The 15,744-nt window shown below is 29.3% G+C and carries 16 protein-coding genes, 2 tRNA genes and 1 other RNA gene; 9 read left to right on the top strand and 10 right to left on the bottom strand.

Annotation, left to right across the window (positions count from 1 at the left end):
- From hemE to ruvC, 3 genes are all read left to right on the top strand, one after another.
- Complete coding sequence (gene hemE, locus MR76_RS04620; protein ID WP_024072540.1) at positions 1-1,005, top strand: uroporphyrinogen decarboxylase; 1,005 nt, start codon at positions 1-3, stop codon at positions 1,003-1,005.
- A 96-nt stretch (positions 1,006-1,101) separates the two neighbouring features.
- A complete protein-coding gene (locus MR76_RS04615) occupies positions 1,102-1,926 on the top strand; it encodes a cytochrome c oxidase subunit 3 (RefSeq protein ID WP_024072539.1) in 825 nt (274 codons plus the stop codon).
- Between the two features lies 1 nt (position 1,927).
- Positions 1,928-2,398, top strand: a complete 471-nt coding sequence (gene ruvC, locus MR76_RS04610) for a crossover junction endodeoxyribonuclease RuvC (protein WP_024072538.1) — start codon at positions 1,928-1,930, stop codon at positions 2,396-2,398.
- Here ruvC and plsY read toward each other — a convergent pair.
- Entirely contained in the window at positions 2,395-2,985 is a 591-nt protein-coding gene (gene plsY / locus MR76_RS04605; RefSeq protein WP_024072537.1) for a glycerol-3-phosphate 1-O-acyltransferase PlsY, read from the bottom strand. The genes ruvC and plsY overlap by 4 nt on opposite strands.
- Positions 2,986-3,078: 93 nt before the next feature.
- On the opposite strand from plsY, the gene nadC reads away from it, so the two are divergent.
- Positions 3,079-3,918: a carboxylating nicotinate-nucleotide diphosphorylase gene (gene nadC, locus MR76_RS04600; protein ID WP_024072536.1), complete on the top strand. Its 840-nt coding sequence runs from the start codon at positions 3,079-3,081 to the stop codon at positions 3,916-3,918.
- Positions 3,919-3,966: 48 nt separating this feature from the next.
- Here nadC and dnaJ read toward each other — a convergent pair whose 3' ends face one another.
- The 3 genes from dnaJ to MR76_RS04585 form a co-directional block, all read right to left on the bottom strand.
- A complete protein-coding gene (gene dnaJ / locus MR76_RS04595) occupies positions 3,967-5,112 on the bottom strand; it encodes a molecular chaperone DnaJ (protein ID WP_024072535.1) in 1,146 nt (381 codons plus the stop codon).
- A gap of 62 nt (positions 5,113-5,174) precedes the next feature.
- The gene (gene glyS, locus MR76_RS04590; RefSeq protein ID WP_024072534.1) at positions 5,175-7,286 is read right to left on the bottom strand and encodes a glycine--tRNA ligase subunit beta; all 2,112 of its coding nucleotides are present in this window, start codon (positions 7,284-7,286) and stop codon (positions 5,175-5,177) included.
- 15 nt (positions 7,287-7,301) lie between these two features.
- Complete coding sequence (locus tag MR76_RS04585) at positions 7,302-8,144, bottom strand: glycine--tRNA ligase subunit alpha (protein WP_024072533.1); 843 nt, start codon at positions 8,142-8,144, stop codon at positions 7,302-7,304.
- 206 nt (positions 8,145-8,350) lie between these two features.
- Here MR76_RS04585 and MR76_RS04580 point away from each other — a divergent pair.
- Together MR76_RS04580 and MR76_RS04575 are read left to right on the top strand one after the other, a co-directional pair.
- A tRNA-Gln gene (locus MR76_RS04580) sits at positions 8,351-8,422 on the top strand.
- A 32-nt stretch (positions 8,423-8,454) separates the two neighbouring features.
- The gene (locus MR76_RS04575; RefSeq protein WP_024072532.1) at positions 8,455-9,015 is read left to right on the top strand and encodes a hypothetical protein; all 561 of its coding nucleotides are present in this window, start codon (positions 8,455-8,457) and stop codon (positions 9,013-9,015) included.
- Here the strand turns inward: MR76_RS04575 and MR76_RS04570 are convergent.
- Positions 9,012-10,184, bottom strand: a complete 1,173-nt coding sequence (locus tag MR76_RS04570) for an FAD-dependent monooxygenase (protein ID WP_024072531.1) — start codon at positions 10,182-10,184, stop codon at positions 9,012-9,014. The two genes, MR76_RS04575 and MR76_RS04570, sit on opposite strands and share 4 nt — an antisense overlap.
- Before the next feature lie 77 nt (positions 10,185-10,261).
- Positions 10,262-10,338 (bottom strand) — tRNA-Arg (locus tag MR76_RS04565).
- Positions 10,339-10,791: 453 nt separating this feature from the next.
- Here MR76_RS04565 and metK point away from each other — a divergent pair.
- The 3 genes from metK (at position 10,792) to MR76_RS05045 (ending at position 12,366) form a co-directional block, all read left to right on the top strand.
- Complete coding sequence (gene metK, locus MR76_RS04560; RefSeq protein ID WP_024072530.1) at positions 10,792-11,973, top strand: methionine adenosyltransferase; 1,182 nt, start codon at positions 10,792-10,794, stop codon at positions 11,971-11,973.
- 30 nt (positions 11,974-12,003) lie between these two features.
- Positions 12,004-12,144, top strand: a complete 141-nt coding sequence (locus tag MR76_RS05050) for a methionine adenosyltransferase domain-containing protein (RefSeq protein ID WP_081712332.1) — start codon at positions 12,004-12,006, stop codon at positions 12,142-12,144.
- 81 nt (positions 12,145-12,225) lie between these two features.
- On the top strand, positions 12,226-12,366 hold the full coding sequence (locus MR76_RS05045) for a methionine adenosyltransferase domain-containing protein (protein ID WP_081712332.1): 141 nt from the start codon (positions 12,226-12,228) through the stop codon (positions 12,364-12,366).
- Between the two features lie 395 nt (positions 12,367-12,761).
- Here MR76_RS05045 and MR76_RS04555 read toward each other — a convergent pair whose 3' ends face one another.
- The 4 genes from MR76_RS04555 to ffs form a co-directional block, all read right to left on the bottom strand.
- On the bottom strand, positions 12,762-13,772 hold the full coding sequence (locus tag MR76_RS04555; protein WP_024072529.1) for an aspartate-semialdehyde dehydrogenase: 1,011 nt from the start codon (positions 13,770-13,772) through the stop codon (positions 12,762-12,764).
- Between the two features lie 12 nt (positions 13,773-13,784).
- A complete protein-coding gene (locus MR76_RS04550; protein ID WP_024072528.1) occupies positions 13,785-14,090 on the bottom strand; it encodes a YbaB/EbfC family nucleoid-associated protein in 306 nt (101 codons plus the stop codon).
- A gap of 13 nt (positions 14,091-14,103) precedes the next feature.
- Positions 14,104-15,567: a DNA polymerase III subunit gamma/tau gene (gene dnaX / locus MR76_RS04545; RefSeq protein ID WP_024072527.1), complete on the bottom strand. Its 1,464-nt coding sequence runs from the start codon at positions 15,565-15,567 to the stop codon at positions 14,104-14,106.
- Positions 15,568-15,584: 17 nt separating this feature from the next.
- An RNA gene (gene ffs, locus MR76_RS04745) (signal recognition particle sRNA small type) lies at positions 15,585-15,677 on the bottom strand.
- Positions 15,678-15,744 lie beyond the last annotated feature (67 nt).

Genomic DNA, 15,744 nt, shown 5'->3' with positions numbered 1-15,744 from the left:
ATGTTGAGAACTATAACAAGCAGATCCAAGCAAAAGAAGGTGCCAATCTGGTTCATGCGACAAGCTGGAAGGTACCTACCAGAGTACCATGAGGTAGCAAAAAGTGTGGGAAGTTTTCTAGAACTGTGCTACACACCAGAATTAATAAAAGAGGTTACATTACAACCGATAAAAAGGTTCGGCTTGGACGCAGCGATAATATTTTCAGACATACTAGTAATTCCAGACGCCCTAGGTTGCAGGGTGAGATTTACAAAAGAAGACGGACCTAAACTACAGTCAATATCAAGCTATGAAGAAATAAACACCCCAGAAGAAGCAGTACTGGACCACCTTAAAAATGTCTTTAAAGGTATAGAAGAAGTTAAAAAATCACTACAGAAAGATATACCACTAATAGGATTTGCAGGGGCACCGTGGACTATAGCATCTTACATGATAGGAAGGGATAAAAACTTTTCAAAGATAAGGGAAATGTGTTACTCACAAGACGGGAGTTTAGAAAGAATCATAGAAAAAACTACAGAAGTTACAATTTCATATTTAAAACAACAAATAGAAAGTGGCGTAGATATAATACAAATCTTCGACAGTAATGCAGGAATTGTGTCAGCTAGCGAATTCAAAAAGTGGATAATAGATCCGACAAAGAAAATAGTATCATCCATACGTGAGTCTTACCCAGAATTTCCAATTATAGGTTTTCCAAAGGGTGCAGGAGTAATGTATAAACAATTTTCGGAGGAAACAAAAGTGTCAGTTACAAGTATTGATTACAACATTCCAATATCTTGGGCAAAAAATAATATTCCATCAATATTGCAGGGAAATATAGATCCATACTTGGTAGCGTACGATAAAGATAAAGCAATATCTCAAACAAGGGATTTAATCAACACAATGAAAGATGAACCATTTATATTCAATTTAGGACATGGAATTATTCCAAGTACTCCTATAGCCAATATCGAAGCACTAATAGAAACAGTAAGATCTGGTATTTAATACATTTTTAAAAGTAATGTCTTAAAATATGAGCTTGACAATCTACCACTTTAACTATAGAAAAATAAGAAACAAATAGTCTTTAAGGATACTGTAATGAAAGGGAAACTACATGATTATCATTTAGTAAGTCCCAGTCCATGGCCGCTCTTGTTTTCATTTACAATATTGATAACAGCATTAGGAGCAGTAGGAACAATACACGGCTTACACATCGGTAAGCTTACACTTATACTCGGTATCTCTTCTGTTAGTATAGTGTTGTATAAGTGGTGGAAAGACATAGTTACAGAAGCAATTAAAGACAATTGTCATACTGAAATTGTAAAAAAAGGACTCAGATTAGCTATGGCTGCTCTTATCCTTTCAGAAACAATGTTCTTTTTTGGTTTCTTTTGTTCATTTTTTAAAGCTTGGCTATTTCCTGTACACATATTTGATAATCTAGTACCAACTAAACCTGTAGCCTGGCCTCCAGATGGCATTACTAGACTTGATCCTTGGTCTATACCTTTGTTAAACACTGTTATTCTTTTATTGTCTGGGTGTACGTTAACTTGGTCTCATCACTCTCTAATAAACAACGATAATAATAATACAGTAAGGATGTTAGGAGTAACTATAGTACTTGGTATCATATTTTCTATGTTTCAAGCTATAGAATATCTACACACAGGATTTTCTTTTCGTGAAACTGGAGAAAAAGCCATATATTCCTCAAATTTTTACATGATAACAGGATTCCATGGACTACATGTAATAGTTGGCACGATATTTTTAGCTATATGTTGGTTTCGTGTGAAGAAAAATCAGTTATCTCCAGAAAATCATATAGGTTTTGAATGTGCAGCATGGTACTGGCATTTCGTTGATGTTATATGGTTGTTGCTGTTTGTTTTCTTGTATTGGATAAGTTCATAATATGAAAATAATAGGCCTTGATCCTGGCTTAAACTGTACAGGGTGGGGTGTGTTGTCTATTGATAAAGATATACAATTAATAGATAAAGGTGTTATTACAACCAATAGTAAGGAAACTACTAGTCAAAGATTAAACAAAATACATGCAGATCTTCTCAGCATTCTTAAACTGCATAGCGCAGACAGCGCATCTATGGAAGAGGTGTTTGTAAATAAGAATCCTAAATCTTCAATATCACTGTGTTATGCCAGAGGTATTTTGTTGTTAACTCTGAACATTATAAATATACCAGTGTTTGAATATTCAACAAATCACATAAAAAAATCAGTTACAGGAAACGGTCACGCTAAAAAAGAACAAGTGCATTTTATGGTAGAAAAGATTCTAAATATTAAATGTTTAGGTGCCTATGATATTTCTGATGCAATAGCTGTTGCTTTATGTCACGCTTATTCTAGAAAGAATTTTTAATGTTGTTTCATATTTATCTTGTCCTCTTTTCCAGTTAATATTCGTATTATATTTTCAGTATGTTGTGTTATGATCAACAGTGTTATGGTGAAAAAAATTATTGTATCACTTACTGTATAATATATATACACCAGTAACATTACGGAAATTGTTGACATAATAGACGATAATGATGAATACTTAAACTTTACAAAAAATATAATCCAACATAATAAAAAACATATAGTAAACCTATATTCAATAAATACCATTGATCCTAAAAAAGTTGATATACCTTTACCACCTTTAAATAATAGCCATATAGGGAACATGTGTCCTATTATAGAAAACATAGCAGACATCAGAACAAATGTTTGGTCCGAGCTATAATTACTAGACAACAAGACGACTATAAATCCTTTTGTTGCATCTAGGAATAGAGTTAATGCAGCTAATTTTTTGTTTTTTCTAAAGACATTTGTCGCTCCTATATTACCTGACCCTATTTTTCTAATATCACCTAATCCTCCTATGTAAGACAATATTAAACCAAATGGTACAGATCCTATTAAATATGATGATATTAGTATAATGATATATATGTTCATAATATATTACAATAAACTTACATTAGAAATAATATAGGATTTTCATATTACTTCAATGTTGTTATAATATAAGATACAAAGTACGTAACGGTTATGAAAATTTTATTTTCAGATATTATACACAGTGCATTAAAAGAAGATTTAGGAGAAAAAGGTGATATAACTACTAATAGTATATTGATGAACGAAAAAGTAAACTTTACTATAAATGCAAGGGAAAATTTAGTAGTTTGTGGAATTCCTATATTGGAAGAAATTTTTAATATGAATGAAGAATATATAAAATATAAAATCCATAAGAAGGATGGGGATATAATAGAAAAAAATAGTACTTTAGTGAGCGGAGAAGCATTAGCAGTACACTTAATGTCTATTGAAAGGGTTATTTTAAATTTTATCCAGCATGCTTCTGGTATAGCATCAATTACTAGACAATTTGTTAATGAGGTATCTGATACAAAGGCTAAAATTCGCAGCACTAGAAAGACTACCCCTGGATTAAGAATGTTGGATAAGTACTCTGTATATGTCGGAGGTGGTGAAAATTACAGAAATAGTTTATACGATGGTGTACTTATAAAAGATAATCATATAGCTAGCTGTGGAAGCATAACTTTAGCTATACAAAGACTTAGAATGAATTTAAAAGATGAGTATATTGCTATTGAATGTGATAATATATCTCAGGTTAAAGAATCACTATGTAATAATGTAGATATGATCTTACTGGACAATATGAGCATTAATGAAATAAAAGAAGCAGTAGATATAGTTAATGGAAAATCAGTTTTAGAAGTTTCAGGATGTGTAAATATAAGGAATGTTAGAAACATTGCACTAACAGGAGTGGATTACATTTCTATTGGTTGTATAACTAATTCTTTTAAGAACAAAGACATAGGTCTTGACATTGAATACAACAACAGGAACTAAATTAGTAAAATTCAAACATTATGTATGTTTTCTATAAACAACTAAGACTTAGTTTGATCTTATATCTTTCCAGAAACTTTTTACTTTTTGGAAAAAACCTGTCGACTGAGGATTGCAATCTACATTAGGTTCATCATCAAATTTTTGTAACAATTCTTTCTGTTGTTTTGTTAACCTTACAGGAGTTTCTACAGTTATCTGTATATACATATCGCCTCTTTTAGATGAATTTACAGTTGGCATTCCTTTTTCCTTTAGCCTTAACTTATCTCCATTTTGTGATCCTTCTGGGACTTTTACTTTTGTCCATGTTCCATCTATAGACGGCATCTCTATATATCCACCTAATGCAGCAAGTGTCATTTTTATGGGTACATTACAATAAAGATCAGCTCCATTTCGTGTGAAGAACTTGTGTTTTTGTATATTAGGATAAACATACAAATCTCCACTTCTTGCACCTCTATAACCTGCTTCTCCTTTCCCGTTTAATCTAATCTTATTACCACTTTCTACTCCTTTTGGAATGGTAACGAGTAGATTAACTTCATCTCTTGCACGACCACTTCCAGAACACTTTTTGCACTTATTTTGTATTATTTCTCCTTCTCCATTACATACGTGGCATGTTCTTTCTATTGTAAAAAATCCTTGTTGTGTTCTAACATTACCTACACCATGACACGTACTGCATTGTACAGACTTTGCTGATCCTTCACTTCCGGAGCCACTACAGCTTGAACATTTTATGTAAGTAACATAACTGATAGGTACCTTCTTACCATTGAATGAATCTTCTAGGGTTATTTCTATATCAAACCTTAAGTCTGATCCTACAGCACCACCATCATGTCTTCTAGATGATCCTCTTCCTCCTCTAAATCCTCCACCGAAAAGGTCATTAAATATGTCAGAAAAATCACCAGAAAAACCACTGTTGTTAAAATCAAATCCACCTCTCCCGGAATTGTCAAAAGCATTGTGTCCATATTTATCATATGCTGCTCTTTTATTTTGATCTATAAGAACATCGTAAGCTTCTGATAATTCTTTGAATTTTTCTTCTGCCTCTTTATTACCAGGATTTTTGTCAGGGTGGTACTTTAGTGCCATTTTCCTATAAGCTTTTTTTATCTCTTCTTGTGTTGCACTCTTACTTACACCTAACAGCTCATAATAGTCGCTTTTGCTCATACCAATTCTTCTTTATAAGTATCAGATAAAATATTTATATACGATTTAAAAAAATTCAAGACTTACCTGTATGTATTTTTAATCTTACTAAAATCTGTAACTAAGTCAAAGATATAAAAGGCATTTTTAACAATAGAAAACCTATTTTTACATAAATCCTTATTTGCTTGATTATTTACCTTCACATTATCCATAAAATTATTTACACAACAACTCAAATTATAGAGGTTGTCTAACGATTCTTCAAATTTGTTGTCTTTTATCAACTTTTTTATGTTGTTTTTTTGATAATTTATTTCTTTATACAAATCAATTTCTTCTTTTTCTACAAATAATCTTTTATTGCATTTGTGATTTTTTATACTATTGGTAATGTTTTCCTTTGTAATTATATTACATATTCTTTTATATGCTTTTATTATTTCAGCTCCATTTTTAGTAAAAATATAATCATTAAGAAATTCAGCCTCTTTTTTTATTAACAACAAATTATTAAATTTTCTGCTTTCAATTACAGCATTTATTATATCTTCTTTAATACCGTTTTCTTTTAATATAATTTTGAATCTATTTGAACAAAACTCTATTACAGAGGAAATAATATCCTTTTTTCTATTTGTTCTTGATATTACATCCTTAATTTTATCAATAGCAGTTTTTTCCATTATTGCAAATGAGTATAACGATACGGATTTTTCTATTAAAAGTCTTATTGGTATATTAAGATTATTTTCTAATATTATTCTAATAGTTGATATAGCCATCCTTCTGATAGAAAAAGGATCACGAGAACTAGTGACTTGTTCTCCTGCTACTATCATTCCAACTAAACTATCTATTTTGTCAGATATGGATACGGCCATTGCTATAGGAGAAGAAGGACATTCTTTTTGTGAACTTGTTGGTTCATAGTGACTAACTATGGATTCTGATATTTCTGATGGTTCATTAAAATAAGAAGCATAATAACATCCTATAACTCCTTGTAATTCTGGAAATTCTTTTACAGCTAATGTTGATAAATCAAATTTAGATAACTTTGCTGCTCTTTCTACTTTTATTAATGAAGAATGAGGTATCCATATGGAAATGTACTTTGATAAAGCTATGATACGATTTACTTTTTCAAAAACAGAACCAAGTTTTGCATGAAATACTATTTGTTTTAACTTTTCTATATAGTAATCAACATCATATTCTTTATCTTTTTTTATTAGAAAACTTGCATCTACTAATCTGGCGCTTAGTACATTATTGTGTCCTCTTATTATATTATCATTTGATATACTAGATATTGTAATGAAGTTTGTGATTTTATCTTCTGTAAAAACAGCTAAGTATTTTTGATGATTGTGCATTACACTCAATATTAATTCTTTTGGTAATTCAGAAAATTTTTCATCTACTGATCCCATTATCACTACTGGATATTCTAAAGTCCCATTTAATTTGTTAATTAGCTTTTGATTATTTTCACATGTTAAATTACTTTTTTCAGTTAGATTTTTTATTTGGTTCAATAAAAAATTAATCCTTTCTTCTTGACATAAAATTACATAGTTGTTTTTCAGCTGTGAAATATAAGAGTTAAAATCTGTAACTTCAAAAAATTCTTTATTTATAAATTTATTACCGCATGATTTGTTATTTGCTTCCATATCAGCAAACTTTACTGGTAATACTTTCCCATCTAGTATGCACATTAAATTTAATATAGGACGAACCCAATATGTTTTTTTACTTCCCCATCTCATTTTTTTATCCCACGGAAAGTTGTTTAACATATTTTCTATAGTTAATAAAATTATATGTTCTGTACTTGTTTCTACGCTATCACTAAGTTCAGCATAATAAAAATTATCATTACCAATTTTGCAAACTATAAGATCGCTTAACTTTTTACCAACTTTTTTTAAAAAGCCTTCTATTGCAGTTTTATTTGCTGATACACGTGGTCCTTTTATTTTTAATGTGTTGTTGGATGAATTATTAACTATATTTTTTACATATAGAGTTAATCTATTTGGAGTTACAAACACATTCATTGCTTCAAAACTAATACTATGACGACTTAATTCTTTTTTTATATAAGAATTCATGTATGCATACGCACTACTCTGCATCTCAGGAGGTATTTCTTCTGATAAGCATTCAAATAATAGTTCTAAAGGCATGTCGTTTTACTTATTTTAATGACACTGAGTATATAAGCTACAACATAAATTTGCAAGTTTACGTACACGTAGTATATAAGATGCACGTTCATTAACTCCAATAACTCCACGAGATTCAAGTAAATTAAGAATATGACTGGCTTTTGTGCAAATATCATATGCTGCTAATGGCAGTTTTTTTTCTATTAATGAAATACATATTTGTTCAGCCTCATTAAATTGCTTAAATAGAATATCTACATCGTAATAATCTAAAGCTAATTTAGAAAATTCATATTCACGTTGTTTAAATATATCACCATAAGTTGTTCCATGGTCATCCCATAGTATTCTATATACATTGTCAACATTTTGAATTATCATTGCTATTCTTTCTAAGCCGTATGCAATTTCTCCTGGAACTAAAGCACACTCAATACCACCTACTTGCTGCATGTAAGTAAATTGAGTTATTTCCATACCATTACAGGTAATCTCCCATCCTAGACCCCAAGCACCAATACTCGGATTTTCCCAATCATCTTCTATGAATTTTATATCGTGAGTCTTAATAGATATTCCTATTCTTTCTAAGCTTTTTAAGTAATCTGATTGTAAATCTGTATTAGATGGCTTTATTAGTACTTGATACTGATGGTGCTGATACAAACGATTTGGGTTATCACCATACCTTCCATCACATGGTCTAATAACAGGCTGAACATAAGCTAACTTCGAAGGCTTTTTTGATATAGCTGTCATTGAAGTTGCTGGATGAAGGGTTGCTGCTCCTAACTCAGAAGTGTATGGATGAAATATCGTACATCCATATTCTTCCCAATAATCTTGTAAGTTTCTTATTATACTTTGAAAGTTCACAAAATATACAACCAATCCTAATTATCGCTATTATAGAAGAATAATAGGAAATTACACAAGGTTTATTTTTTTATATATTATTAATTTTTTTGTTAAACGTATAATTTATTTTAAACAGTTTGATTTTTTCTTGCATTTTTGTTCTATCAGTATAATCTTTGTTAATCATGAGGTAAGATTTGCTAATTACTATATAGTTGTATAGATGGGATGTCGCCAAGTGGTAAGGCAACGGTTTTTGATACCGTCATTCGAAGGTTCGAGTCCTTCCATCCCAGCCGTTGTTTAAGTAATTTTTCAGACTAACCTTATGTTTTTTTATAGATACATGTTATTCTCCTTTCTATTAAGAAGGGTAAAGAATCTTGTAGTTAATCTGCTGTTTTTTACAATATTTCTTTATTTTTCTTCTCTTATTTTTATAGCTATGAAAGAAGGAATTAGTGTTGCTTTTGCATATAAAGATCCTAAAAGTGTTGTTATTTACACTTATAAGTATTTAAAGTGGTGTTATTATAATCCTGATTTATTAACTTACTCTATATATTTTAAAGCAGGTGTATCATTAGTTATACCTTTTTGGATTTATTTGAAGGTTTCTAAAATTAATTGGAGTGAATTTTTTAGGTGTATATTTGAATATATATTTTCTATGTTCAAAAAAGATACTTGTGATAATAAAAACTTGGAATTTTATGGTAAAAATAATATTGATTTTGAAAAAATTAATTATCGTGAAGAGCTTTATAGAATAAAAAGAAATGCAATGATAGAAATAGAAGAATCAATAAATAAAATGACTTCAGAAATTTTATGTATAAAAAATAAAAAGAATAGTGAGAATTATGATAACATAATTGACAAAAATTAATTTAATTTTCCTATTCCCATAGCATGTTTTATCATATAGTTTTTGATGGTTTCTGAATTTTGAACTATGAATAACCCAGACCTTCTTACAATTTTTGCTATGCAAGATTTCCTAGAAAATATTCCATCTATACATGTAGTTAAAACTGCCATAGATAAATTGTCAAAATATCTATCGTAGGAAAAATTTTTTAATATGTAAAGACTACCTATATCTATACCATATTGTTTTGCTGATTTTATGTTATTTACTAGTTTTTCAATATCTCTTATGCCTAAATTTAATCCCTGACCTGCGATAGGATGGATAGAATGTGCTGCATCTCCTATCAATACTAATCTGTTTTTATATAAACATTTAGCAAACATTAAATGTAAAGGAAAACACTTTATTTCACTATCTAGTCTTATGTCATTTAAGTATGGAGCACATTTTTTTTCTAATTCTGCCATAAAATCTTGTTTGCTCAGCTTCATAAACATTTCACTAATGTGGGTTTTGTTTGTCCAAACTACAGAAGACTTATATCCATCATACATAGGTAATATTGCAAATGGTCCCCCGTGAAAAAAATGCTCTATAGCTAAATTATTATGGTTGTTTGTATGTTTTACATTACAAATAATACTGCTTTGAGAGTAATCGTGATTAATGGATGGTATATCAAATATTTGTCTTAATTTTGAATTTTTACCTTCAGCGGATATTAATAATGACGTTACTAATGTTGTGTTATTAGTTAATTCTATTCTTACTAAGTCATTTGTGATATTTACTGAATTATATGTGCATTCTGAATATAAATTTATTTTTTTTATATGCTTTTTAAAGGCATCACATAGGAATTTACTTTCTACAATATAACCCATAGGGTTATCACTTACAGATTTATAATCATAATGTGTGAATACTGAACTGTCTTCATCTTTTATTAAAATATCTAATATAGGACAATGTTCTTTTATATTGTTCCATATATTAAACTTATCTAGTATTTCTTGAGATTTTCTTGATAGAGCAAATACTCTGTCTTTTGGTATTGATGATAAAATTTTGTTTTTATCTATTAAAGCTATAGAGACAGAAAGCTGATTTAATGCTATTGCTGTGATTATTCCATTTATTCCTGCTCCTGAAATAACTACATCGTAGTATTTGCTATTGCTAATATTCATTAAAAATCACGCAAAAGATATAAAAAATGTTTTAACAATAAAAAATTAGATAATTATTAATGTTAATGTTATGGTGTGTCCGAAGGGATTCGAACCCCTGACCTACAGCTTAGAAGGCTGATGCTCTATCCAGCTGAGCTACGGACACATTATAACTATAAAATGGTACTTTAATTAACATATTTGTCAAGCTTATAGGTTTTTTGGTAATTGTAGAAGTTATGTGCATCTGTAAATTTGGATAGATGTCTTATTAAAGCATCAGAGATTTAGTTTTTATCAAGCTATGGTTTTATCAATTTTATAATCATATTTATAATCATAATGTGTAAATGTTGATCTGTATTCATCTATTAAAATATCTATAGAATCTCATGTAACCATAATGTAGCACTTTTATATTGTTCTGTATATTAAGATTATCTTCTATGTTTTATTTAACGATTGGGAATTATTTTTATATAGATTTATATTTTTTAGCTAGTGTAAAGTATATATATTATTATGAACTTTAGGATAATGTATTAAAAGTTGGATATTATGTATTGTTTAGTTATTTAAGATTTGGTACTATAAAAATCCTTGGTTTTACGTTTTTAACATGTTTTATTATCAAAATTGTTCGTCTGAATACATTATAACTAGCGAATCTGTTTCTAATGGACATCCTGATAAAGTTGCTGATCAGATATCTGATGCTATACTTGATTATTATATGTCATTAAATCCACTTGTACATGCTGCTATAGAAACTTTAGTAACAAAAAATAAGGTAATAATTAGCGGTGAAATCTGTGGAGTTAATGTTAATAAATATGATGTAGAATGTATCACTCGTCAAGTTATAGAAGAAATAGGATATGAACAGGATGGATTTCATTGGAAATATGTTGTTATTGAAATTTTGATACATGAACAGTCTCCTGATATTATTATTGGTGTCAGTTCTGGTAAAGATCAAGGTGCTGGTGATCAAGGTATAGTGTATGGGTATGCAATAAATGAAACTGAAACTTTTATGCCTGCACCAATTTTTTATTCTCATTTAATTTTAAAAAATATTATTTCTGCAGTAAAAAATTTTGAAATACCAAATCTTGGTCCTGATGCAAAGACACAAGTTACATTGTTATATAAAGATAATGTTCCTATTAAAGCATCTAATATTGTACTTTCTATACAGCATTCTGAAGATTTTTCACAAAGTCAAATAAGAGATATTGTGTATTCTTATGTTGAAAAATCCTTACCAGAAGGATGGATGTGTTCTGATAGTGATTTTTTAGTTAATCCAACGGGTAGATTTGTTATAGGTGGTCCAGTTGGGGATTGTGGTTTAACTGGTCGTAAGGTTATGATAGATACGTATGGAGGACATATACCTCATGGTGGTGGAGCTTTTTCTGGAAAGGATCCAAGTAAGATAGATAGATCTGCTGCTTATATGGCTCGTTATTTAGCAAAAAATATTGTTTCTGCTAAATTAGCTAATCAGTGTTTAGTTCAGTTATCTTATGCTATTGGTATTTCCAATCCTATTTCATTTTGTGTAAATACCTTTGGCAGTGGTTTTGTCAGTGATGATGTAATAAAAAATTTTATACAAAATAATGTAGATTTATCTCCTTATGGGATTTGTAAGCACTTAATGTTGCTTCATCCTATTTATAAAGTTACATCTTGTTATGGACATTTTGGAAGAGTGCCTGATAAAAATGGAAGCTTCTCTTGGGAAAGAGAAGATTTTGCTTTAAAATTGAGAAATGAATTTCGTCTTATATAAATATTCTTTACGCTAAATTCGTCATAGTTAATAAAAATTTTATACAAGATTGTAGATTTATCTCCTTATTGGATTTGTAAGCACTTAATGTTGCTTCATCCTATTTATAAAGTTACATCTTGTTATGGACATTTTGGAAGAGTGCCTGATAAAAATGGAAGCTTCTCTTAGGAAAGAGAAGATTTTGCTTTAAAATTGAGAAATGAATTTCGTCTTATATAAATATTCTTTACGCTAAATTCGTCATAGTTAATAAAAATTTTATACAAGATTGTAGATTTATCTCCTTATTGGATTTGTAAGCACTTAATGTTGCTTCATCCTATTTATAAAGTTACATCTTGTTATGGACATTTTGGAAGAGTGCCTGATAAAAATGGAAGCTTCTCTTAGGAAAGAGAAGATTTTGCTTTAAAATTGAGAAATGAATTTCGTCTTATATAAATATTCTTTACGCTAAATTCGTCATAGTTAATAAAAATTTTATACAAGATTGTAGATTTATCTCCTTATTGGATTTGTAAGCACTTAATGTTGCTTCATCCTATTTATAAAGTTATATCTATTTTATATTTAGTTTTAAGAAGTATAAACATCTACTTCTTAATATTTAATAATGCGAATATTAATTGGTGAAAATAAATTTGTTACTTCAGATGACGGTTACTCAATTGTATGATGATTAAAGAGGCAATCTTACTTATTGTATATAAAAGGTAAGTAATGTAAAACTAAACATGTGTTGTACAGTGTTACATGTTTTATAGTGTTCTAAGTAAAATATCTTTTTAAAGATAATCTTTTACAAGTATTTCTGCTATTTGTACTGCATTTAATGCTGCACCTTTTCTTAAATTATCACTTACTAGCCACATGTTAAGGCCATGTTTTACTGTGTTATCTTTTCTTAGTCTTGATACGTAAACCTCATCTTCATGTACACTATCTAGTGGTGTTGCATACCCACCATCTTCCCTTCTATCAAGTATTATGATTCCTGGAGCATTTTCTAATGCTTCATAAGCTTCTTCTTCTGAAATCTCAGAGAAAAATTCAACGTTTAATGATTCAGAATGTGATACAAATACTGGAACTCTAACACATGTTGCACTTACTTCTATGTTATGATCTAGTATTTTTTTTGTTTCCACAGCCATTTTCCATTCTTCTTTTGTTGAGCCATCTTCCATGAAGACATCTATATGTGGAATGCAATTGAAAGCTATTCTTTTTGTAAATTGTTTAGGAGCAATACTTTGATTCATAAACGTACCTTTAGTCTGTGAATAAAGTTCATCCATTGCAGATTTTCCTGCACCAGAGACTGATTGATACGTTGATACTACAACTCTCTTTATTTTTGATATTTTATGTAATGGATTTAAGGCTAAAAGCATTTGTATTGTAGAGCAATTCGGATTAGCAATAATATTATGTTTATGATACTGAGCTATAGCTTCTGAGTTAATTTCTGGAATTACTAGTGGAATTTCATCTTCCATACGAAATAAAGAAGTATTATCTATAACTATACATCCTTTATTTGCTGCTATTCGTGCATATTGTTGTGATACTGAAGATCCAGCTGAAAAAATTGCTATGTCTGTATCAGTGAAATCATAACTATCCAAATCTTGAGCTTCTAATACCTTATCTCCATAGCTTAACTTTTTTCCTATAGATTTTTTTGATGCTAGTGCTACAATTTCCTTTATTGGGAGTGACATACTTGCTAAAATGTTTAAGGCAGCTCTACCTACGTTTCCTGTAGCTCCTACTATTGCTATTTTATAACTCATGGTTTTTTACTGTTATATACCAAATGATAATAAAGAACCTACAAGATTTTTATTGTGATCAGATGACTTTTTTAGAGCATCATTGAATGCTGCTTTAATTAAATCTTCTATAAGGATAGCTTTTTCTTGTAATAGTGATGGGTCTAATTTTACTTCAATAACTTGGTAGTTGACCATATTAGATACACTAATTTTTACAGATACTTTTCCGCCAAGTGATGAACCCTCAAACATTTGAGATTTTTGATGTTCTTGAAAATCAGAGAATTTCTTTTTTATAATATCTTGTAAGTTAGATAATTGATCGCTAGAGTACATAGCTAACTCCTTATTATTGCTCTTTTTTTATATTTTCTATATTTATAACTTTTGCTCCATCAAACTCTTGTAATATATTGCAAACAGTTGGATCAAGAGATTTATTATAGCACGAGTTACTACTTTTGCTTATATCAAAATTTTGGTCAATAGATATATTCCATGTTTTATTTGTTAAATTATAAAAAAAATTTAATAAATTTCTATGGAAATCTTTTGGTAAAACCTGATTAGTCTTAATGTTTAGTGTTCCATTATTATAATTTGTTACTTCTAAATCAGATTCATATATTTGGTTATATAAGTCTTGCATGTTATTGCTTTTTAACAGTTCAAGTAATGCTTTGCGATTATTATCTGTTTTAGTATTTCCTTGAATCTTATCTATTATTTGCTTTGGAGATGGTAAAGATGATAGGTAACATAGTCTTATGATTAACATATTAGCAGTCTGTTTTATACAGCTAGATGATTTTACTTCTTGTATCCCTTTAAAAAGTACTTGCCATATTCTTGATAAAAATGTAGGAGATAAAATCTTTTCGTTTTTTACATGCGTTATAATATTATCATTAAATATAGATGGGTCTTTTTTTGTTATAGAGAAATAGCATATTTCATAAATAATCTGCAACATGTTATCTAAAATTATAATAGGGTTATATGAATTACATGCTTCTTCAAATTTATTGATGGCTTCTACAGTATTTCCTATAACTAGTGGTTCTATTATTTCTAATAATGTATATCTGCTAACATAGCCTAACATTTCTTTTGTGATTTTCTCAGATAAAGTTTTATTACTGTATATAGCAGCTTGTTCTAATAAAGATAAAGCGTTACGTATAGATCCATCAGCGTTATATGCTATTAATTTTATACTTTCTTCGTCAAAGGATACATTTTCTTTTTTTGCTATAACTTTTAAGTGGTTTACAAGTTTATCTGTAGGTATTCTTCGAAAATCAAACCTTTGGCATCTGGATATAATAGTTACAGGTATTTTTTTTACTTCTGTTGTTGCTAAAATGAATTTTACATAAGGTGCAGGTTCTTCTAGTACTTTTAGTAGTGCATTGAATGCACTATTGGATAACATATGTACTTCATCTATTATATATACTTTAAATTTTGAGCTAATTGGCATGTAACGTGAATTTTCCAAAATCACTTTTACATCTTCTATGCTTGTATTGCTTGCTGCATCTATTTCTATTACATCTGGGTGATTAAAATTTTTTATAGATGTACAATTTTGACATGTGTTACATGGATCAGATGTTGGTCCAAAAGTGCAATTTAAGCACATTGATATTATTCTTGCAGCGGTGGTTTTTCCTACCCCACTAGTACCTGTCAAAAGTATGGATTCTGGTATTTTTTTTAAATTAAATGCATTATGTAAAACACGAACTAAAACCTCTTGTCCTAAGAGATCTTTAAAATTGCTAGGTCTATACTTTAATGCAAAACTCATTTTTGAATGATAACATAAAAAATGGGTAATACAACCCAAAGAAACAATGCTACGGCTGCTTTATTCCTAACCTGACCGACTTCACAAGCTCCTTGCTCATATTACCCTTTGCATTATAATTTAACCAAAAGAAATATCAAATAAAAATTTTTGTTTATTTTTATAAAAAATAGAACA

The organism is Ehrlichia muris AS145 (assembly GCF_000508225.1).
Taxonomy (GTDB): Bacteria; Pseudomonadota; Alphaproteobacteria; order Rickettsiales; family Anaplasmataceae; genus Ehrlichia; species Ehrlichia muris.
This window is presented reverse-complemented; position numbering and strand designations above follow the sequence as displayed.